Below are 18,414 nucleotides of genomic sequence, written 5' to 3'. Positions count from 1 at the left end.
GGGATTGAGGTCGGCTAATGCCTGCAAATGATGCTTTGTCTTTTCTCATGGCGTGGACCGTGGCGCCGTTCAGGGTCGGCTCCGTCACGCCGTCCAGCTCCAGTCTTGCGGCTTTGATGACGCGTGACATCGGCCCCGGGACAGGTCCCGTCCTGGAGCTCGGTCCTGGAACTGGCCCGTTTACACGGGCACTGCTGTCACGCGGGGTGCGGGAAGAGGATCTGACGCTGATCGAATCGGATCCGGATTTTGCAGCGCTGCTCGGGCGTCGCTTTCCCGCCGCCCGGATTTTCGCAATGGATGCCGCCGGTCTGCGCCATCTGTCGCTATTCCACGGGCCGGTGGTTGGTGCTGCCGTCAGCGGGCTGCCCTTCCGCCTGATTTCTCCGCGCAAGACGCTCGCCATTCTCGAAGGCGTCTTCGCGAACCTGCGCCCGGGCGGGGCGCTCTATCAGTTCACGCTTGGCCGGCGCTGCCCGTTCGACCAGTCGCTGCTCGACCGGCTCGATCTCGAGGTCACGCGGGTCGGTCATACCTTCCGCAACTTCCCGCCGGCGACTGTCTATCGCATCGCCAGGATCAAGACCGTCAGGTCCTATGATTGGCGCTTCGCATGACGGGCCCGCTGGCGGCCGTTCTCGGCTTCGGTCTGTTCGGCGTCTTCTGCCTCGCCTTCACCGAAAAGATCCTGCCGGTCCCGCCGTCTCATGTCTTGCTGCTGCTCCTCGGCATGACGGCGGCGCCTGATAGCGCGACACTGGCGATCCTGCTGGCGGTGACAACGCTTGCCTCCTTCTCCGGCTGCCTTGTCTGGTATGGGGTTGGCCGCCGGATCGGATTTGACCGTGCCGACCGGCTGATCGAACGTGTCGGCAAATATGTCTTCCTGCGCCCCGCAACCTACCGCAAGCTTGGTCAGGCCTATCGCCGCAATCATGTCCTTGTGTCCCTGCTGGCGCAGTTCATCCCGACAGTGCGCAATTATCTGCCGATCGCGGCCGGCGCGCTTTGCCTGCCTGCTCTGCCCTTCGCGATCGCCACGCTGCTCGGCGCCACCATCTGGAATGCGGGCTTTCTCCTGACCGGCTATCTCTTACGCGGCAGCGGCCAGGACACCTTCACGATAGGCTTGCGCATCATCGTCATCGTCGTAGCGCTGGAGACGGCCTTCATGCTGGCCTTGCGCTACGGCCCTGCGTGCCGGCGACGCATCAAGCTGGTGCTCGGCTGAACGGGCGGGGATGTAGCCCCGTCATGGGATAAGCTCCGTCGTCGGCTTTCCTTCGCTCGGTCGCCGGTGTTTAGTCCGGCCATGGCCTTCACCATCCGCCAGTTGCAGTTCTTCATCGCCGTCGCCGAGCAAGGCACGGTGTCGGGCGCCGCGCAAAATCTTTCCATCTCGCAATCGTCGGTCACGGAAGCGATCAAGGAACTCGAAAGCGATCTCGGCGTCGAACTGTTCGAGCGCCATCCGCGTGGCCTCAACATCACCCACAAGGGCCACCAGTTCCTGCGCCATGCGACAAAGATCCTCGCCGACGTGTCCGATGCGCGCCGCTCTTTTTCCGGCGAGCAGGCTGTGGCAGGTGGGCGGCTACAGCTTGGCGTCACCTCACTGGTCGCCGGCTACGTGCTGTCCGATCTGCTCGCCCGCTACCGCCGCGCCTATCCGGGCGTCGAGGTCTCGGCCATCGAGGACAATGGCGACTACCTCGAACATCTCCTGATCGGCGGCAAGCTCGACATCGCCGTCATGGTCACCTCCAATTTGCGTGACCGCACCGCGCTGCAATCGGAAATCCTCGAAGTCTCGGCCTATCGCCTTTGGCTGCCGCTTGGCCATTCGCTTGCCGGCGCCGACATCATCGGCATTGGCGACATCGCCGGCGAACCGCTGATCATGCTCACCGTCGACGAGATCGAGGAGAACACGGGAAAACTGCTGGCGGCGATCGGCGCCAAGCCGCATGTCGCTTTCCGCACCCGTTCGGTGGAAGCGGTGCGCAGCCTGGTTGCCACCGGCGCCGGCGTGGCGCTTCTGCCCGACCTTGTCTACCGGCCGTGGTCGCTGGAAGGCGACCGCATCGAATCGCGGGATATTTCTGGCTCCTTGCCCGTGGTGCAGGTCGGTATGGTGTGGCGACGCGGCTCCGGCCTGCCGCAGGCGGCGCGCGACTTCATAGGCCTTGCCCAGTCGCAGCGGACGGTCCGCCAACGCCCTTGATTAAACAGTGCTGACCTATCGGAAAAACCGATATCGCCTTTCTGATAAATGAATTTGCGAAACCGGAATTTTCCAAGCACCTTCCGTTACAGGGACCAAAGTCGCCAGCAGAGCGGCATCAAGTCCATAGGACGAGCTGACAGTTTTTCAGTCCGCGCTTGATCTGACGAAAACCGGAGCGGTTTCGGGATCATCCGCCAAAATGGGAGATCGATGATGAATTCATTCCTGAAGTCATGCACGGCGCTGACGGTCGCGCTGACCTTTTCCGGTCAGGCCATCGCCCAGGTCAAGGAACTCGGCAAGGGCGAAGGCCAAGTCAACATCGTTGCCTGGCCGGGCTATATAGAGCGCGGCGAGACCGACAAGGGCTATGACTGGGTCACCGCTTTCGAAAAGGAAAGCGGCTGCAAGGTCAACGTCAAGACCGCCAACACATCTGACGAGATGGTCTCGCTGATGAATGAGGGCGGCTTCGACCTCGTCACGGCTTCGGGCGACGCCTCCCTGCGCCTCGTTGCCGGCAAGCGCGTTCAGCCGATCAACACCGATCTCATCCCTAGCTGGAAGAATGTCGACGACCGACTGAAGGACGCGCCCTGGTTCACCGTCGACAAGGTCCATTATGGCGTCCCCTACCAGTGGGGGCCTAACATCCTGATGTACAACACCGAGGTGTTCAAGGAAGCGCCCAAGAGCTGGAACGTCGTCTTCGAGGAGATGAACCTGCCGGATGGCAAGTCGAACAAGGGTCGCGTCCAGGCCTATGACGGGCCGATCCATATAGCGGACGCCGCCAACTACCTGATGTTCCACAAGCCGGAACTCGGCATCAAGGACCCCTACGAACTGAACGAGGCCCAGTACAAGGCAGCACTCGACCTGTTGCGCGTCCAGCGCACGCTGGTCGGCCGCTACTGGCATGACGCCGCTATCCAGGTTGATGATTTCCAGAATGAAGGCGTCGTCGCATCCGGCTCGTGGCCGTATCAGGTCAACACGCTGGTCGCTGCCAAGAAGCCGGTTGCCTCGACCGTGCCGGAAGAAGGCGTCACCGGCTGGGCCGACACCACCATGATGGAGGCTGATGCCGCCAACCCCAACTGCGCTTACAAGTGGCTTGAACACTCCCTGTCCCCGAAGGTGCAAGGCGACGTCTCGGCCTGGTTCGGCTCGTTGCCGGTCGTGCCCGCCGCCTGCAAGGGCAATGAATTGCTCGGCGAGGAAGGCTGCAAGACCAACGGCTACGACAATTTCGACAAGATCAAGTTCTGGAAGACGCCAGTCTCGAAGTGCGTCACCCAGAACGACCAGTGCGTGCCCTACTACCGCTGGGTGTCGGACTATATCGGCGTCATCGGCGGGCGGTAACGCCCTTACCACCCCCTTGTGCGGAGGGTCGACGCGCAGCGTCGGGGTGGAGCCTATCCGATATGTTCGCGCCGTCACCCCCACCCGCGGCTTCTCCGCGACCTCCCCCATCGAGGGGGAGGTGAAGCGGCGTGCGAATTTCGCGATCCCGGCCAGATTTTTAGCTGAGGGTGATTTTGATGAACCGGCAAAAGACTGACAGCCCATGACCTCTGCCGTCTCCTTCCAGAAAGTCTCGCGCCATTTCGGCAGCGTTCGCGCTGTCGACGCGGTCGATCTCGACATTGTGCCGGGCGAGTTCTTCGCCATGCTCGGGCCGTCCGGCTCCGGCAAGACGACATGCCTGCGTCTCATCGCCGGCTTCGAGCAGCCGACATCAGGTTCGATCTCCATCTTCGGCGAACGCGCCGAGGGCGTGCCGCCCTATCGCCGCAACGTCAACACCGTGTTCCAGGACTACGCGCTGTTCCCGCATCTCAATGTGCTCGACAACGTCGCCTACGGGCTGATGGTCAAGGGCGTCGGCAAGGCCGAACGGCACAAGGCGGCGGAGGAAGCGCTGTCGCTGGTGCGATTGCCCGGCTATGGCGCCCGCCGCCCCGGCCAGCTTTCGGGTGGCCAGCGCCAGCGCGTCGCGTTGGCCCGCGCGCTGGTCAACCAGCCCAAGGTGCTGTTGCTCGACGAGCCGCTCGGCGCGCTCGACCTCAAGCTGCGCGAGAACATGCAGGAAGAGCTGAAATCGCTGCAGAAGGCGCTCGGCATCACCTTCGTCTTCGTTACCCACGACCAGGGCGAGGCACTGTCGATGGCCGACCGCGTCGCCGTCTTCAACGACGGCAAGATCATGCAGATCGGCACGCCGGAGGATATCTACCAGCGGCCGAAGACGCGCTTCGTTGCCGATTTCGTCGGCTCGTCCAACGTGCTGCCGCCGGATTTCGTCCAACGCTATTCCGGCCAGCACCGCTGGGGCAGTCTGCGGCCCGAATCCATTCGCGTCGGCCGCGCGGCAAGCGGCGAGGGCGTTGCCGCCCGCCTCGTCTCGACCAATTATCTCGGCGCCACGACAAAACTGGCGCTCGATGCCGATGGCTTGAAACTCCATGCCATCGTGCCGGCCGGCACCGCGCTGCCGGTGGAGGGCGAGGCGGTCGTGCTCACCTTCAACCGCGAGCACCTGCATCTGATGGACGGGCCGGCATGAGCCTGGACGCCACCATGCCGCGCGCCACGGCGCCCGCGATCCTGCCCGGCAGCGGCGGCATGCGCGGTGCGCTCTCGGACCTGTTCTGGCGCAGGCCGCAACTCCTGTTGCTGCTGATGCTGCTGCCGCCGGTGCTGTGGCTTGGCATCGTCTATATCGGCTCGCTGTTTGCCCTTTTGGCGCAGAGCTTTTTCTCCATCGACGAGTACTCCGGCCTCATCAACCGGCAGTTCACGCTGAAGACCTATGGCGACCTGTTCCAGGCGGCCAATCTCGACATCATCCTGCGCACGGTGACGATGGCCGCCCTGGTCACGCTGGCCTCGGCGATCGTCGCCTTCCCGATCGCCTATTACGCGGCGCGCTATGCGCGTGGCCGCTGGAAGGCGCTGTTCTATCTCGGCATCATGCTGCCGCTGTGGTCGAGCTATCTGGTCAAGATCTATGCCTGGAAGCTGATCCTCGCCAAGGAAGGCATCCTTACCTGGCTGCTCGCCAAGCTGCATCTGTTGTGGCTGCTCGATGCCTGGTTGTCGCTGCCGATCGTTGGCGGCAACTCGCTGTCGGTGTCGTTCACCGGCACCTTCATCGTCTTCGTCTATGTCTGGCTGCCGTTCATGATCCTGCCGGTTCAGGCAGCCCTTGAGCGCGTGCCCGCCAATCTGGTCGAGGCCTCGTCCGATCTTGGTGCTTCTCCGGGACAGACCTTCCGCAACGTGCTGTTTCCGCTGGCGTTGCCAGGCATCGTCGCCGGCTCGATCTTCACCTTCTCACTGACATTGGGCGACTACATCATCCCGCAGATCATCGGCACCTCGCGCCTGTTCATCGGCCAGGCCGTCTATTCGCAGCAAGGCACCGCCGGCAACATCCCGCTCGCCGCGGCCTTCACCGTCGTGCCCATCATCATTATGGGCTTCTACCTCTGGGGCGCCAAACGCATGGGGGCCTTCGATGCGCTCTGACCGTGGTCAATCTGCACCCCTTGGCCTGAAGGTCGCAGCCGGCTGCGGGTTGCTGTTCCTGCACCTGCCGATCCTGCTGATCTTCGTCTACGCCTTCACCACCGAGGAGAAGAGTTTCGTCTGGCCGCCCCCTGGCCTGACCACGCAATGGTTCGCCGTCACATGGAACCGGCCCGATGTCTGGCAGGCATTGTCGCTGTCGGTCCGCGTCGCGGCGATCTCGACGGCAATCGCACTCATCCTCGGCACAATGTGCTCGGCGGCGGTATCACGGACGAAATTCTTTGGCCGCGAAACCATATCGCTGCTGGTCATCCTGCCCATCGCGCTGCCCGGCATCATCACAGGTATCGCGTTGCGTTCGGCCTTTTCGCTGGCCGACATTCCGTTCTCGTTCTGGACGATCGTGCTCGGCCACGCCACCTTCTGCGTGGTTGTTGTCTACAACAATGCGGTCGCCCGCTTCCGGCGCACCTCGGGCTCGATGATCGAGGCCTCGATGGATCTCGGCGCCGACGGCTTCCAGACCTTCCGGCATGTCGTGCTGCCCAACATCGCGACCGCGCTGCTTGCCGGCGGGATGCTCGCCTTCGCTTTGTCGTTCGACGAAGTCATCGTCACCACTTTCACCGCCGGCCAGCAGCAGACTCTACCGATCTGGATGCTGGAAGAACTGATCCGCCCGCGCCAACGCCCGGTCACCAATGTCGTGGCCATGGTCGTCATGCTGGTGACGCTGTTGCCGATCCTGTTTGCCTATTACCTGACCCGCGACGGCGACCAGATCGCCGGTTCGGGCAAATAACTCAGTTCAAAAGGGAGAGATTTCGATGGACACCCAGATGTTGATCGGCTCGAAATTCGAGGACGGCACCGAGATCGAGGAGCCTGTCCTCAATCCAAAGACCGGGGCGACCATCCTCAACCTGCCCGAAGCCAGCCAGGCGCAGATCGAAGCGGCGGTGCTGGCGGCCGAGAAGGCATTCGTCTTGTGGTCACGCACCACGCCGGCGCAGCGTTCCGGCTATCTCCTGAAGATCGCGGACCGCATCGAGGCCGAAGCCAAGGACTTCGCCACGCTGGAGGCACTCAATTGCGGCAAGCCGATCAATGCCGTGCTCAATGACGAGATCCCGGCCATCGTCGATTGCTATCGCTTCTTTGCCGGCGCGGTCCGCTCGATGCCCGGTGTCGTTGCCGGTGAATACATTCCCGGCCACACCTCGATGGTTCGCCGCGACGCCATAGGCATCGTTGCTTCCATCGCGCCCTGGAACTACCCGCTGATGATGATGGCCTGGAAGCTGGCGCCGGCGATCGCCGGCGGCAACACGGTCGTCTTCAAGCCGTCCGAGCAGACGCCGCTGACGGCGCTGAAGCTGGCGAAAATTCTGGCCGAAATCCTGCCGGAAGGCGTGGTCAATGTCGTGCTCGGCCGCGGCGACAGCGTCGGCAACACGCTGATCAACCACCCCAAGATCAACATGATATCGATCACCGGCGATGTCGCCACCGGCAAGAAAGTGCTGCAGGCGGCCGCCAAGTCGGTCAAGCGCACGCATCTCGAACTCGGCGGCAAGGCGCCGGTCATCGTCTTCGACGATGCCGATCTCGGCGCCGTGGTCAACGGCCTGCGCGCCTTCGGCTATTACAATGCCGGCCAGGACTGCACCGCCGCCTGCCGCATCTATGCCGGCAAGAAGATCTACGACAAGCTCGTCGCCGACCTGTCCTCGGCCGTCTCGACCATCAAGTACAATCGTCCCGACGACACCGAAAACGAGATCGGCCCGCTGATCTCGCGGCGCCAGCGCGACCGCGTGTCGAGCTTCGTCGAGCGTGCCTCGGAGCTGAAGCACATCGAGATCACCACTGGCGGCAAGCCGGGCGAGGGCACCGGCTTCTACTACCAGCCGACCGTGGTCGCCGGTGCGCTGCAGGAAGACGAGATCGTGCGCCGCGAAGTCTTTGGGCCGGTCGTCTCGATCACCCGTTTCACCGAAGTCGACGAGGCTGTGACCTGGGCTAATGACAGCGACTATGGCCTGGCCTCATCGGTGTGGACCAAGGATGTCTCGCGCGCCATGGCGACGGCGGCCCGCCTGCAATATGGCTGCACCTGGATCAACACCCACTTCATGCTGACCAATGAGATGCCGCATGGCGGGCTGAAGCAGTCCGGTTACGGCAAGGACATGTCGCTCTATGCGCTGGAGGATTATACGGCCGTGCGGCATGTGATGGTTGCACATGGGTGAGAAGCGGTCCGCGTAGCGGACGAAAAGCCAATTGCTTGGCTTTTCGAGCTTCGAACGCCCTGAGCCTGCGAAGGGCCGGGAGACCGTATTCTCTTCTCCCCGTAAACGGGGCGAAGACCACTACTCCACGATGCGATAGATATTCCACAGGCTGGTGCCCGACACGACATAGGGCTCCATCTCCTTGCCCCATTTGGCGTGCGCGTCGATCTTGCCGATCCTGGCGAAGAATGCTTCCAGCTGGGCCAGGCTCTCGACCTGATGGTGAGACTCGACCGTCGCTTCCCGCGCGCCGATCGATCCGGTCATGATCTGGAACTTGAGATCGGCGATACCGACCTGCGAGCCGATCTCGCGTTCCCATTTTTTCAACAGTTCGAGCACGGTCTGCTTGTGGCCGAACCTGGCGTCGATCTGCCATCTGGCGCTGAACATGGCGGCCTCACTCGTCCCAGGCCTGCACGACCGTCTGCCGTGCGATCCGTCCGTTCTTCAGCTCCAGCATTGCCGCGGCGAACACTTTCGTGCCGTCCGGATAGGCGCAGGCCTGGGTGAAGGCGAGGCTGTCGCCGTCGGCAATCGTGGTGTCGACCTTGTGGGTCATCGCCCGGCTGCAAATGTCGTCCCAGAAGGTAGCGATCGCCGCGCGCCCGCGGACTTCGCGCGGCTTGCTCGGCGGGTTGTTGCGGTCGATCACCCGCACCAGCGCATCATCGGCATAGAAGCTCGACAGCATCTTGCCATCGCGGGTTTCGATCGCCTTCTTGATCGCGGCGCCATCAACGACTTGGGTCTTGGTCAGCATTTTATCCTCCATGGCCCGTCTTCATGATCGGGCGGTTGATATTTGGAAGTCTGCCCGGCGCTTATCGACGGGCAGTGACTTTCACTGCGACTTCGCCTTGACGGCCGCGAAGACGTCGTCGGTCTGCTTCTTGAAAGTGGCGAGATCGACCTGGCTGCCGTTGAGCATCGTCGACCAATGGCGCACGATTGCCGCCATCGCGATCGTCTCCTTGATCTCCTCGTCGCTGGCGCCGTTGAGCTTGGCCGCCTCTGTGTGGAAATAGATGCAGTACTGGCATGGGATCTGCGATGCGACGGCGAGGCCCATCAGCTCCTTGGTCTTGCCGTCGAGTGCGGTCTTGGGATTGAGCTGCACCCCCTTGATCTCGGCCCAGGCGCCGGCGACCGCGACGTCAGGCAGTGTCTTGAACATGTCAGGCACCGAGCCGAGCGTCGCCTGGATGTCCTTGTAGGCGGCTGCCGCCGACGCATCCTCGGCCTTTGCGGGAGTGATCGCGAACAGCGCGCCAATGCCTGCGGCGATCACGAGTGATCTGGCATTCCGTGTTGACTTGAGCATTTCATCCTCCGTCCGCAGCGCCTTCCCGGCGATATCCGCCTTGGCCTGCATGGGGAATTGATAGCGCTTAGCTCGGCGTGCCCGCTTCGCCCGAAAGCGCCATCGCTCTCATGGCCCGTCCGGGCCAGTCTGCCTGGCGGAAAATGCCGCCGCCGCCGCCCGCGACGGCAGGTCGAGCTTGAGCAATATGTTGGCCACGTGGCGCTTGACCGTGTGCTCGCTCAGCCTGAGTTCGGCGGCGATCGCGGCATTGCTCTTGCCGTCGGCAATCAAATTCACCACCTCGCTCTCGCGCGCCGTCAGGCAAGCCGGCTCGGTCGCCTTCGCCTTGGGGTGGCAAGCCGGCTCCAGATGCTGTTCGGACATCGCCAGCACAAGCGCCAGCGGCTCGTCCAGTTCATCGATGCCGATGCGGCCGGCGTCGGCGAAATGAAGCCCCGAGCCGGCCGCCAGGTCGGCGACCAGCCGCGACGCCAGTATGTCGCCGCGCCCGGCATGGGTGGCGAGGTGCATCGTCACGCGGCCCGTCAACCCGGTCGGCGGCCCCCGCAACTCGATCTCGCCGACATGTGCGCCCTGTGCGCTTGCCACGCCGATTTGCTGCGCCGCCTCTCGCAGTGCGGCTGCGCAACGCAAGGCACGCCCGGGCCCGTCGAATCGTGAAATCATCATCTCGCCATGCATATCCACGCAGCGCCCGCCATGGCGTCCGACAAGTGTTCGCCATGTCTCCTGGAAGCGTTGGCTGCGTTCGCTCCACATCCGGTCGCCAAGCCGCGCCGTGTCGTAGATGCGCGTCACCAGAAGTGCTGCCAGAACGCGTTCGGCTTCGGCCACGGCGCAAGCGCCGGTCAGGAACTCCTCGATCAGGTCGGCCACCCGGTCGACGTCTCCGGTCCAGATCGGATGGTCGCGTCCCGGGATTTCGACCAGCCGTGCATTCGGGATTTTCTTGGCAAGGAAACGGCTGGCGTCGGGATCGACCCGGGCATCGTTGCGGCGATGGATCAAAAGCGTCGGCGCACCGATCGCCGCGAGCACGCCACGCACATCGATCTCCGCGTTCATCCGCGCCAGTGCCGCCGCTGCGGTCGGGCTCGCCGACAGGCGCTCGAAGCGCGCCCACCAGGTTGAAAAACGGATGTCATCGACCCGACCCGGCGCGAAATTGGGCAAGGTGGCGCCGGTGCCCCAGGCCGTTTCGGCCGTTGCGATGAAGGCATTGAGGCGTTCGGGCGGCATCACCCATTTGTGGAAATGCGCATAGCCGCCATAGAGCGCCAGCGCCCGCGTCCGCTCCGGATAGGTGGCTGCGAACAGCATTGCCATCGGCGCGCCTTCGGAAGCACCGAGCAGTGCCGCCCGGCCGCTGCCGACCGCATCCATCACCGCGCGCACGTCGTCCATTCGGGTTTCGAGGCTGGGCAGGTGATGGGCATCGACACGATCGGAAAGACCGGTGCCGCGCTTGTCGAACAGGATCAGCCGCGAGAACGCCGAAAGCCGCTTCAGGAGCCTGGTATAGCCCTCGTCTTCCCAATGCAGGTCGAGATTGGAAATGAAGCCCGGGACGAAGACGAGATCAAGCGATCCCTGGCCGACCACCTGATAGGCGATCCGCACCTCGCCACTGAGGGCATATCGGGTCTCGATCGGCCTCACGAGTTCTTCCGCCCGGCCTGACGACTTCTGATCGTCAGATATAGCAGAGCCGCGTCGACAGCGGCAGCTTAAACTTTAGAGCGTGCGAATATAGGCCGGTGGCGCTGCAGGCCCTACTTCTGCGAAGCCGCGATCTCGGCCGTTGACTCGCCCGCTGCCGTGCCCTTTCCACCCGGCGCCCCAGCTTCAACTTGGGCGCTGAATCCCGGACCGTCCGGTGCGTTCGGCCGCCGGATTCTTGCTGAGGCGGCCACGACAATCTCATTGAACCCCGTGCTGCCGCCGTCCAGCATCTCGAAGAACTGCCGCCGCATCCTGGGCTCCCAGAACTTGTTGATGTGCTCAGCGGTGCCGGCAATACCTTCCTCGCGCGGCTTAGACTGGAAGAAAGTACCGATCTGGTTGGCCATGCGCACCAGCTTCTCACTGGTGCTCGTGATGTGGTCTTCGTCATGCGACATGCTGGGCAACTCCCAAGACCACCCGGTTCGGGTGGGTGAAAACATCGAAATCATCACCGCGCACCAGCGCCACCAGCGTCATGCCGGCCTCGTCAGCCGTGCGGATGGCAAGCGCGGTCGGCGCCGAGACGGCGATGATGAAGGCCGAGCCGATCGCCGCCGTCTTCTGCACCATTTCGACCGACACGCGCGACGTCACCACGACAGCACCCGAAGTGCCATCGATGCCGGCTTTGGCCAACGCGCCGGCCAGCTTGTCCAACGCATTGTGACGGCCGACATCCTCGCGCGCCATGACGACGCCCTTGCCGGGGATATAGAAGCCGGCGGCGTGCACGGCTCCGGTTTCTGTGTGCAGCGGCTGCACCTTCGACAACAATTTGACGGAGCGGACGATATCGTCCGCATCAAGCGTAAGTTTTGACGCACCAACGGCGTCGACCGAGCGCATCGCTTCCTCGATGGATTCGATGCCGCAGAGCCCGCAACCGACCGGCCCGGCCAGCCGGCGCCGCCGCGCCTCGAAGCGCGTGTTGGCAGTGTCCTTCAGCCGGATCTGGATATCGATGCCGGCGCCGTGATCCTCGACCTCGATTGCCTCGATCTCTTGCGGGTCGGCGATGATGCCTTCGGTCAACGAGAAGCCGAGCGCGAAATCCTCGAAATCGGCGGGGCTCGCCATCATCACCGCATGCGTTGTGCCGGCGAAGGAGAACGCCACCGGCGTCTCCTCCGGCACCATGCGGTTGGCCTCAGCCGTGCCGCTGGCGCGGTGCGCCAGCCGCGATATCTGCGTCGTTGCTTTGCGGCGCGCGGCCAAGACTACTCCGCTGCCTGCAACGTCGCGATGCGGCGGCTCTGCTCGGCCTGCTCGTTATAGTCGCGCTGCCAGTCCGACGGGCCGTTCGAGGCGCCGACCTGCACGGCCGTGACCTTGTATTCCGGACAATTGGTCGCCCAGTCGGAGAAGTCGGTGGTGATGACGTTGGCCTGCGTGTCCGGATGGTGGAAGGTCGTATAGACCACGCCAGGCGACACCTTGTCGGTGATCAGCGCCCGCAGCGTCGTCTCGCCCGAGCGGCTGGTCAGCCGCACCCAGTCGCCATCGCGCAGGCCGCGGTTCTCGGCATCGTGCGGATGGATCTCCAGCCGGTCTTCCGAGTGCCACATGACGTTGTCCGTGCGCCGCGTCTGCGCGCCGACATTGTACTGGCTGAGGATTCGGCCGGTGGTCAAAAGCAGCGGGAAGCGCGGTCCGGTCTTCTCGTCGGTCGCCACATATTCAGTGCGGATGAATTTGCCCTTGCCGCGTACGAAACCGTCGACATGCACGATCGGCGTGCCTTCCGGCGCCTTTTCGTTGCAGGGCCACTGCACCGAGCCCATCTTTTCCAAATAGTCATAAGAAACCTTGGCGAAGCTCGGCGTCGTCATGGCGATCTCGTCCATGATTTCGGACGGGTGCTGGTAATTCCAGTCGAGTCCCATCGTCTGGGCGAGCTTCTGCGTCACTTCCCAGTCGGCCAGGCCGTTCTTCGGCGCCATCACCTTGCGCACGCGGTTGATGCGGCGCTCGGCATTGGTGAAGGTGCCGTCCTTCTCGAGGAAGGTCGAGCCCGGTAGGAAGACGTGCGCATAATTCGCCGTCTCGTTGAGGAAGAGGTCGTGCACGACGACGCATTCCATGGCGGCAAGGCCGGCGGCGACATGCTTGGTGTCGGGATCCGACTGCAAGATGTCCTCGCCCTGCACATAGAGGCCCTTGAAGGACCCATCGACGGCGGCGTCGAGCATGTTGGGGATGCGCAGACCCGGCTCGTCGTCGAGCTTCACGCCCCACAGGCTTTCATAGATGTCGCGCACGGCGTCGCCCGAGACGTGGCGATAGCCCGGCAATTCGTGCGGGAACGAGCCCATGTCGCAGGAGCCCTGCACATTGTTCTGGCCGCGCAGCGGGTTCACGCCGACGCCCGGCCGGCCGATATTGCCGGTGGCCATGGCGAGGTTGGCGATGGCGATGACGGTGGTCGAGCCCTGGCTGTGCTCGGTGACGCCGAGGCCGTAATAGATCGAACCGTTGCCGCCGCGGGCATAGAGCCGCGCTGCACCACGGATCAGTTCCGGGTCGACATTGGCGAGCTTGCCGACGACCTCGGGGCTGTTTTCCGGCAGCGCCACGAAGGAGGCCCAGTCCTGGAACTCATCCCAGTCGCAGCGTTCGCGGATGAACTTCTCGTCGAACAGGCCTTCGGTGACGATGACATGCGCCAGCGCGGTGACAACGGCGACATTGGTGCCGGGCTTCAGCGGCAAGTGATACTCGGCCTCGATATGCGCCGACTTGACCATCTCGGTGCGGCGCGGATCGAGCACGATCAGCTTGGCGCCCTTGCGCAGCCGCTTCTTCAGCCGTGAGGCGAACACCGGATGCGCCGCCGCCGGATTGGCGCCGATCACCATCACCACATCGGTATGCTCGACCGAATCGAAATCCTGCGTGCCGGCCGAGGTGCCGAAGGTCTGGCCGAGGCCGTAGCCGGTCGGCGAGTGGCAGACGCGCGCGCAGGTGTCGACATTGTTGTTGCGGAAGCCCTGCCGGATCAGCTTCTGCACCAGATAGGTTTCCTCGTTCGTGCAGCGCGACGAGGTGATGCCGCCGATCGAGGTGCGGCCATATTGATACTGGATGCGGCGGAATTCGTTCGCCGTGTAGGTCAGCGCCTCTTCCCACGACACTTCGCGCCACGGATCGGTGATCTTCTCGCGGATCATCGGATTGAGGATGCGATCCTTGTGGGTCGAATAGCCATAGGCGAAGCGGCCCTTGACGCAGCTATGGCCGCGATTGGCCTTACCGTCCTTGTAGGGCACCATGCGCACCAGCTCGTCGCCGCGCACCTCGGCCTTGAACTGGCAGCCGACGCCGCAATAGGCGCAGGTGGTGACCATCGAATGCTCGGGCTGGCCGATCTGGATGACCGATTTTTCCGACAGCGTCGCTGTCGGGCAGGCCTGCACGCAGGCGCCGCAGGAGACGCATTCCGAATCGATGAACAGCTGGTGCATGCCGGGCGACACCCGGCTGCCGAAACCACGGCCCTCGATGGTCAGCGCGAAGGTGCCTTGCACTTCCTCGCAGGCGCGCACGCAGCGCGAGCAGACGATGCACTTCGAGGGATCATAGGTGAAGTACGGGTTGGACTCGTCCTTCGCCATCCATTTGAAGTTCTCGGCGCCGTCGTTCTTCTTGAAGACGTGGTTGTCGCCTTCATAGCCGTAACGCACGTCGCGCAGGCCGACGACACCGGCCTGCGTCTGCAATTCGCAGTCGCCATTGGCGGCACAAGTCAGGCAGTCGAGCGGGTGGTCGGAAATGTAGAGCTCCATCACGCCGCGGCGGATGTCCTTGAGCTTGCCGGTCTGGGTGTGCACCACCATGCCCGGCGCCACCGGCGTCGTGCAGGAGGAGGGCGTGCCGTTGCGGCCATCGATCTCGACCAGGCAAAGCCGGCAGGAGCCGAACGCGTCGACCATGTCGGTGGCACAGAGTTTCGGGATGGCGATGCCCGCCTCCATCGAGGCGCGCATGATCGAGGTGCCTTCCGGCACCGTGACGGTGAAGCCGTCGACGGTCAGCGTCACCTGCTTCTGCGAAGTCGAGGCCGGCGTGCCGAAGTCGATTTCCTGAATGAGACCCATGGAAGGCTCCTATTCTGCTGCTTCGGCGACGGGCGCCGGCTTGAAATCATCGCGGAAATGGTTGAGCGCACTCATCACCGGGTAGGGCGTGAAGCCACCCAGCGCGCAGAGCGAACCGAATTTCATCGTGTTGCAGAGGTCCGTGACCAGAGCGATGTTCTTCTCCGGCTCGATGCCGCCGGCTATTCTGTCGATGGTCTCGACGCCGCGCGTCGAGCCGATGCGGCAGGGCGTGCACTTGCCGCAGCTCTCGATGGCGCAGAATTCCATGGCAAAGCGCGCCTGCTTCAGCATGTCGGCGGTGTCGTCGAACACGGTGATTCCGGCATGGCCGATCAACCCGTCCTTGGCGGCGAAGGCTTCATAGTCGAACGGCGTGTTGAACAGGCTGCGCGGGAAATAGGCGCCGAGCGGCCCGCCGACCTGAACGGCCTTCACCGGCCGGCCGGTTGCCGTGCCGCCGCCGATATCATCGACGATTTCGCCCAGCGTCATGCCGAAGGCCGCTTCGAACAGGCCGCCGAATTTGACGTTGCCGGCGATCTGGATCGGGATCGTGCCGCGTGAGCGGCCCATGCCGAAATCCTTGTAGAAGGCGGCACCCTTGTCCATGATGATGGGCACGGAGGCCAGGCTGATGACGTTGTTGATCACTGTCGGCTTGCCGAACAGGCCCTGGATGGCCGGCAGCGGCGGCTTGGCGCGCACCACGCCGCGCTTGCCTTCCAGGCTGTTCAACAGCGAGGTTTCCTCGCCGCAGACATAGGCGCCGGCGCCGACGCGGATTTCCATGTCGAAGGCATTGGGCGAACCCAGCACATTGACGCCGAGCACGCCGGCTTTGCGGGCGACCTCGACGGCCTTGTTCATCATGGCCACCGCGTGCGGATATTCCGAGCGGATATAGACGAAACCCTTGGTCGCGCCAGTCGCGACGCCGGCGATCGCCATGCCTTCGATCAGCACGAAGGGGTCGCCTTCCATGATCATGCGGTCGGCAAAAGTGGCGCTGTCGCCCTCATCGGCGTTGCAGACGATGTATTTGCGGTCGGACGTCGTATCCAGCACCGTCTTCCACTTGATGCCGGTCGGGAAGCCGGCGCCGCCGCGGCCGCGCAGGCCGGACTCGGTCACCTGCTTGACGATGTCGGCCGGCGCCATGGCAACCGCGTTCTGCAGGCCCTTCAGCCCGCCGAGCGCCTTGTAGGCGTCGAGCGACAGCGGGTCGTTGACGCCGCAGCGGGCAAAGGTCAGCCGCGTCTGCTTGGCCAGGAACGGGATCTTGTCGGGCGCACCCAGCCAGCGCTTGTGATGGCCGCCGGTCAGGAAGCCTGAGTCGAACAGGCTCTTGACGTCGGATGGCTTGACCGGCCCATAGGCGACACGGCCCTTTTCGGTTGCCACTTCGACCATCGGTTCGAGGAAATAGGCACCGCGCGAGCCGTTGCGCACGATCTTGGCCTCGATGCCGCGCTCGGCGAGTTCATCGCGAATAGCCTTCGCAACCTTTTCCGCACCCAGCGCCAGCGCGCCGGAATCGCCGGGAATGTAGATGCGCGGGATCATGAGCGCGCCTCCGCCACGATCTCTTCGATCTTCTCGTCGTCGAGCCGGCCGATTACTTCGCCGTCCAGCATCGCCGAGGGCGCGCAGGCGCACAGGCCCAGGCAATAGACCGGCTCAAGCGTTACCGAGCCGTCGCGGGTCGTCTCGTGGAAACCGATGCCAAGCAGCTGCTTGAATTTGGCGGCGACGGGATCCGAACCCATCGACTGGCAGGCCTCTGCCTGGCAGACCTTCAGCACATGCCGGCCGGCCGGATGGCTGCGATAATCATGGTAGAAGGTGACGACGCCGTGGACTTCGGCATTCGAGATATTCAGCGCTTCGGCGATGACCGGCAGCGATGCCTGCGGCACATGGCCGAACTCTTCCTGGATGCCGTGGAGGATCGGCAGCAGCGGGCCTTCGAGGCCTTTCAGCTCGTGAATGATCGCGGCCGTGCGCGATGCGATCTCGGTACTTGCAGGCTGCATCGTCATGCAGCGCCCTCCCTGGTCGGTAGCGTTCTAGCGCTAAGTCGTTACAAAAACAGAGGAAACCCGTGAAATCAATAAAGCTGATCCGTCGCTTGATAGAAATTTTCTATCAAACACGATCAGCCGTCATTCTTTAACCTAGCGGTGGGTGCGGAAATCGTCTGCCAGCGCCATTGCCTCGTCCAGCAGCGCCTGGACCAGTGGCGTGTGCGGTTCTCGCGGCGTGGCCACCAGGCCGACCGTGTGGCTGGCGTCGGGCTCGACGATCGGAATGGCCCGGATCGGCTCGGAAAAGCCGAATGTTTCCGCGAGGTTGAGCGGCATGATCGACGACCATTTGCCGGTTCGGATGTGCGAGAACAGCACGATCATGGAGTTGGACTCGAGCGTCGGCCGCACCTGCACGCCGGCCTCGGCCAGATGCTGGTCGATGAGGCGACGGTTCTGCATGTCGGGCGTCAGCAGGCAGAGCGGCAACTGGCTGATCTCGGCCCATGTCACTTTGTCGCGGTCGGAATAAGGGTTGCCGATGGCTGTGATCAGTTGATAACGCTCGTCGTAGAGCGGCACGCTAGTCACCCGCCCAAGCGGCTCGTTGTCGAGATAGGTGATGCCGGCGTCGATGTCGAAATTGCCGAGCAGCGACAAGACCTCGATCGAGGTGCGCGACAGCACCGAGAAGGTGACGCCCGGGTGCTTTTCGCGAAACGGCGTCGTCAGCCGCGCCACCATCGCGAGTGCTGTCGGGATGGCGGCTATGCGGATACGGCCGGAAAGGCCGTGGCGCGCCGCCCGCATTTCCTCGCGCATGGTCCTGGTATCGCCGACGATGCGGCGCGCCCAGACCAGCACCTGCTTGCCCTCCGGCGTCAGCCCCTGGAAGCGCGACCCGCGATTGACCAGCATGACACCAAGCTGCCCCTCCAACTGCTTGATGCCGGCCGACAATGTCGGCTGAGTAACACCGCACGCTTCAGCTGCCCGACCGAAATGCTCTTCCTTGGCCAGCGCGATGAAGAATTCGAGTTTGTCGATCATGCCGCGAGCCCTTTCCACGTGCCTGCGCACAGCCGCTCGTTAATCATCGTGGATGAGGCAGCCGATAGTGGCAACAGCCAATAACCAATTGATAATATTTGGCTTGCCATCATGGTCGACGCGGGCA

Annotated in this window: 18 protein-coding genes; 8 read left to right on the top strand and 10 right to left on the bottom strand. The window is 63.5% G+C overall.

Features of this window, described 5'->3' with window-relative positions; all coding sequences use genetic code 11:
- Positions 1–116: 116 nt before the first annotated feature.
- The 8 genes from ACZYHG_RS03040 to ACZYHG_RS03005 all read left to right on the top strand — a co-directional run bounded on the left by ACZYHG_RS03040 (position 117) and on the right by ACZYHG_RS03005 (position 8,022).
- Positions 117–617: a class I SAM-dependent methyltransferase gene (locus ACZYHG_RS03040; protein ID WP_464612477.1), complete on the top strand. Its 501-nt coding sequence runs from the start codon at positions 117–119 to the stop codon at positions 615–617.
- Positions 614–1,231 carry a DedA family protein gene (locus ACZYHG_RS03035; protein WP_464612476.1) on the top strand — a complete coding sequence of 206 codons (618 nt, stop codon included), beginning with the start codon at positions 614–616 and terminating at the stop codon, positions 1,229–1,231. Before ACZYHG_RS03040 ends, ACZYHG_RS03035 begins: the two co-directional genes overlap by 4 nt.
- A gap of 81 nt (positions 1,232–1,312) precedes the next feature.
- Positions 1,313–2,224 carry a LysR family transcriptional regulator gene (locus ACZYHG_RS03030; protein ID WP_464612475.1) on the top strand — a complete coding sequence of 304 codons (912 nt, stop codon included), beginning with the start codon at positions 1,313–1,315 and terminating at the stop codon, positions 2,222–2,224.
- 216 nt (positions 2,225–2,440) lie between these two features.
- Positions 2,441–3,595 (top strand): ABC transporter substrate-binding protein, encoded by a 1,155-nt coding sequence (locus ACZYHG_RS03025; RefSeq protein WP_027060875.1) that lies wholly within the window; start codon positions 2,441–2,443, stop codon positions 3,593–3,595.
- A 205-nt stretch (positions 3,596–3,800) separates the two neighbouring features.
- Positions 3,801–4,799 carry an ABC transporter ATP-binding protein gene (locus ACZYHG_RS03020; protein ID WP_464612474.1) on the top strand — a complete coding sequence of 333 codons (999 nt, stop codon included), beginning with the start codon at positions 3,801–3,803 and terminating at the stop codon, positions 4,797–4,799.
- Between the two features lie 14 nt (positions 4,800–4,813).
- Entirely contained in the window at positions 4,814–5,764 is a 951-nt protein-coding gene (locus ACZYHG_RS03015) for an ABC transporter permease (RefSeq protein ID WP_464614603.1), read from the top strand.
- Positions 5,754–6,569: an ABC transporter permease gene (locus ACZYHG_RS03010; RefSeq protein WP_464612473.1), complete on the top strand. Its 816-nt coding sequence runs from the start codon at positions 5,754–5,756 to the stop codon at positions 6,567–6,569. Before ACZYHG_RS03015 ends, ACZYHG_RS03010 begins: the two co-directional genes overlap by 11 nt.
- 25 nt (positions 6,570–6,594) lie before the next feature.
- Positions 6,595–8,022, top strand: coding sequence for a gamma-aminobutyraldehyde dehydrogenase (locus ACZYHG_RS03005; protein WP_464612472.1), 1,428 nt, complete (start codon positions 6,595–6,597; stop codon positions 8,020–8,022).
- 120 nt (positions 8,023–8,142) lie between these two features.
- Here ACZYHG_RS03005 and ACZYHG_RS03000 read toward each other — a convergent pair whose 3' ends face one another.
- The 10 genes from ACZYHG_RS03000 to ACZYHG_RS02955 form a co-directional block, all read right to left on the bottom strand.
- Complete coding sequence (locus ACZYHG_RS03000) at positions 8,143–8,457, bottom strand: hypothetical protein (RefSeq protein WP_464612471.1); 315 nt, start codon at positions 8,455–8,457, stop codon at positions 8,143–8,145.
- Between the two features lie 7 nt (positions 8,458–8,464).
- A complete protein-coding gene (locus ACZYHG_RS02995; protein ID WP_464612470.1) occupies positions 8,465–8,827 on the bottom strand; it encodes a nuclear transport factor 2 family protein in 363 nt (120 codons plus the stop codon).
- 81 nt (positions 8,828–8,908) lie between these two features.
- Positions 8,909–9,388 carry a carboxymuconolactone decarboxylase family protein gene (locus tag ACZYHG_RS02990; protein WP_464612469.1) on the bottom strand — a complete coding sequence of 160 codons (480 nt, stop codon included), beginning with the start codon at positions 9,386–9,388 and terminating at the stop codon, positions 8,909–8,911.
- A 108-nt stretch (positions 9,389–9,496) separates the two neighbouring features.
- Positions 9,497–11,050 (bottom strand): alpha/beta fold hydrolase, encoded by a 1,554-nt coding sequence (locus ACZYHG_RS02985; RefSeq protein ID WP_464612468.1) that lies wholly within the window; start codon positions 11,048–11,050, stop codon positions 9,497–9,499.
- A 113-nt stretch (positions 11,051–11,163) separates the two neighbouring features.
- Entirely contained in the window at positions 11,164–11,511 is a 348-nt protein-coding gene (locus ACZYHG_RS02980) for a formate dehydrogenase subunit delta (RefSeq protein WP_464612467.1), read from the bottom strand.
- On the bottom strand, positions 11,501–12,331 hold the full coding sequence (gene fdhD, locus ACZYHG_RS02975; RefSeq protein WP_464612466.1) for a formate dehydrogenase accessory sulfurtransferase FdhD: 831 nt from the start codon (positions 12,329–12,331) through the stop codon (positions 11,501–11,503). Before fdhD ends, ACZYHG_RS02980 begins: the two co-directional genes overlap by 11 nt.
- 2 nt (positions 12,332–12,333) lie before the next feature.
- Positions 12,334–15,210 carry a formate dehydrogenase subunit alpha gene (gene fdhF, locus ACZYHG_RS02970; RefSeq protein WP_464612465.1) on the bottom strand — a complete coding sequence of 959 codons (2,877 nt, stop codon included), beginning with the start codon at positions 15,208–15,210 and terminating at the stop codon, positions 12,334–12,336.
- A 9-nt stretch (positions 15,211–15,219) separates the two neighbouring features.
- Entirely contained in the window at positions 15,220–16,776 is a 1,557-nt protein-coding gene (locus tag ACZYHG_RS02965) for a formate dehydrogenase beta subunit (RefSeq protein ID WP_464612464.1), read from the bottom strand.
- Complete coding sequence (locus ACZYHG_RS02960) at positions 16,773–17,252, bottom strand: formate dehydrogenase subunit gamma (RefSeq protein ID WP_464612463.1); 480 nt, start codon at positions 17,250–17,252, stop codon at positions 16,773–16,775. The genes ACZYHG_RS02965 and ACZYHG_RS02960 overlap by 4 nt, the downstream gene beginning before the upstream one ends.
- A gap of 135 nt (positions 17,253–17,387) precedes the next feature.
- Positions 17,388–18,287 carry a LysR family transcriptional regulator gene (locus ACZYHG_RS02955; protein ID WP_464612462.1) on the bottom strand — a complete coding sequence of 300 codons (900 nt, stop codon included), beginning with the start codon at positions 18,285–18,287 and terminating at the stop codon, positions 17,388–17,390.
- Positions 18,288–18,414: the final 127 nt, after the last annotated feature.

This window comes from Mesorhizobium subarcticum, from assembly GCF_055456085.1.
The sequence above is the reverse complement of the archived record's forward strand: the minus strand, read 5'-3'. Positions and strand labels throughout refer to the sequence as shown.

Excerpts from the sequence above, each read along its gene's own strand:
- ACZYHG_RS03040 (WP_464612477.1), top strand. The coding sequence starts at position 117 with ATGACGCGTGACATCGGCCCCGGGACAGGTCCCGTCCTGGAGCTCGGT.
- ACZYHG_RS03035 (WP_464612476.1), top strand. The coding sequence starts at position 614 with ATGACGGGCCCGCTGGCGGCCGTTCTCGGCTTCGGTCTGTTCGGCGTC.
- ACZYHG_RS03030 (WP_464612475.1), top strand. The coding sequence starts at position 1,313 with ATGGCCTTCACCATCCGCCAGTTGCAGTTCTTCATCGCCGTCGCCGAG.
- ACZYHG_RS03025 (WP_027060875.1), top strand. The coding sequence starts at position 2,441 with ATGAATTCATTCCTGAAGTCATGCACGGCGCTGACGGTCGCGCTGACC.
- ACZYHG_RS03020 (WP_464612474.1), top strand. The coding sequence starts at position 3,801 with ATGACCTCTGCCGTCTCCTTCCAGAAAGTCTCGCGCCATTTCGGCAGC.
- ACZYHG_RS03015 (WP_464614603.1), top strand. The coding sequence starts at position 4,814 with ATGCCGCGCGCCACGGCGCCCGCGATCCTGCCCGGCAGCGGCGGCATG.
- ACZYHG_RS03010 (WP_464612473.1), top strand. The coding sequence starts at position 5,754 with ATGCGCTCTGACCGTGGTCAATCTGCACCCCTTGGCCTGAAGGTCGCA.
- ACZYHG_RS03005 (WP_464612472.1), top strand. The coding sequence starts at position 6,595 with ATGGACACCCAGATGTTGATCGGCTCGAAATTCGAGGACGGCACCGAG.
- ACZYHG_RS03000 (WP_464612471.1), bottom strand. The coding sequence starts at position 8,457 with ATGTTCAGCGCCAGATGGCAGATCGACGCCAGGTTCGGCCACAAGCAG.
- ACZYHG_RS02995 (WP_464612470.1), bottom strand. The coding sequence starts at position 8,827 with ATGCTGACCAAGACCCAAGTCGTTGATGGCGCCGCGATCAAGAAGGCG.
- ACZYHG_RS02990 (WP_464612469.1), bottom strand. The coding sequence starts at position 9,388 with ATGCTCAAGTCAACACGGAATGCCAGATCACTCGTGATCGCCGCAGGC.
- ACZYHG_RS02980 (WP_464612467.1), bottom strand. The coding sequence starts at position 11,511 with ATGTCGCATGACGAAGACCACATCACGAGCACCAGTGAGAAGCTGGTG.
- fdhF (WP_464612465.1), bottom strand. The coding sequence starts at position 15,210 with ATGGGTCTCATTCAGGAAATCGACTTCGGCACGCCGGCCTCGACTTCG.
- ACZYHG_RS02965 (WP_464612464.1), bottom strand. The coding sequence starts at position 16,776 with ATGATCCCGCGCATCTACATTCCCGGCGATTCCGGCGCGCTGGCGCTG.
- ACZYHG_RS02960 (WP_464612463.1), bottom strand. The coding sequence starts at position 17,252 with ATGACGATGCAGCCTGCAAGTACCGAGATCGCATCGCGCACGGCCGCG.
- ACZYHG_RS02955 (WP_464612462.1), bottom strand. The coding sequence starts at position 18,287 with ATGATCGACAAACTCGAATTCTTCATCGCGCTGGCCAAGGAAGAGCAT.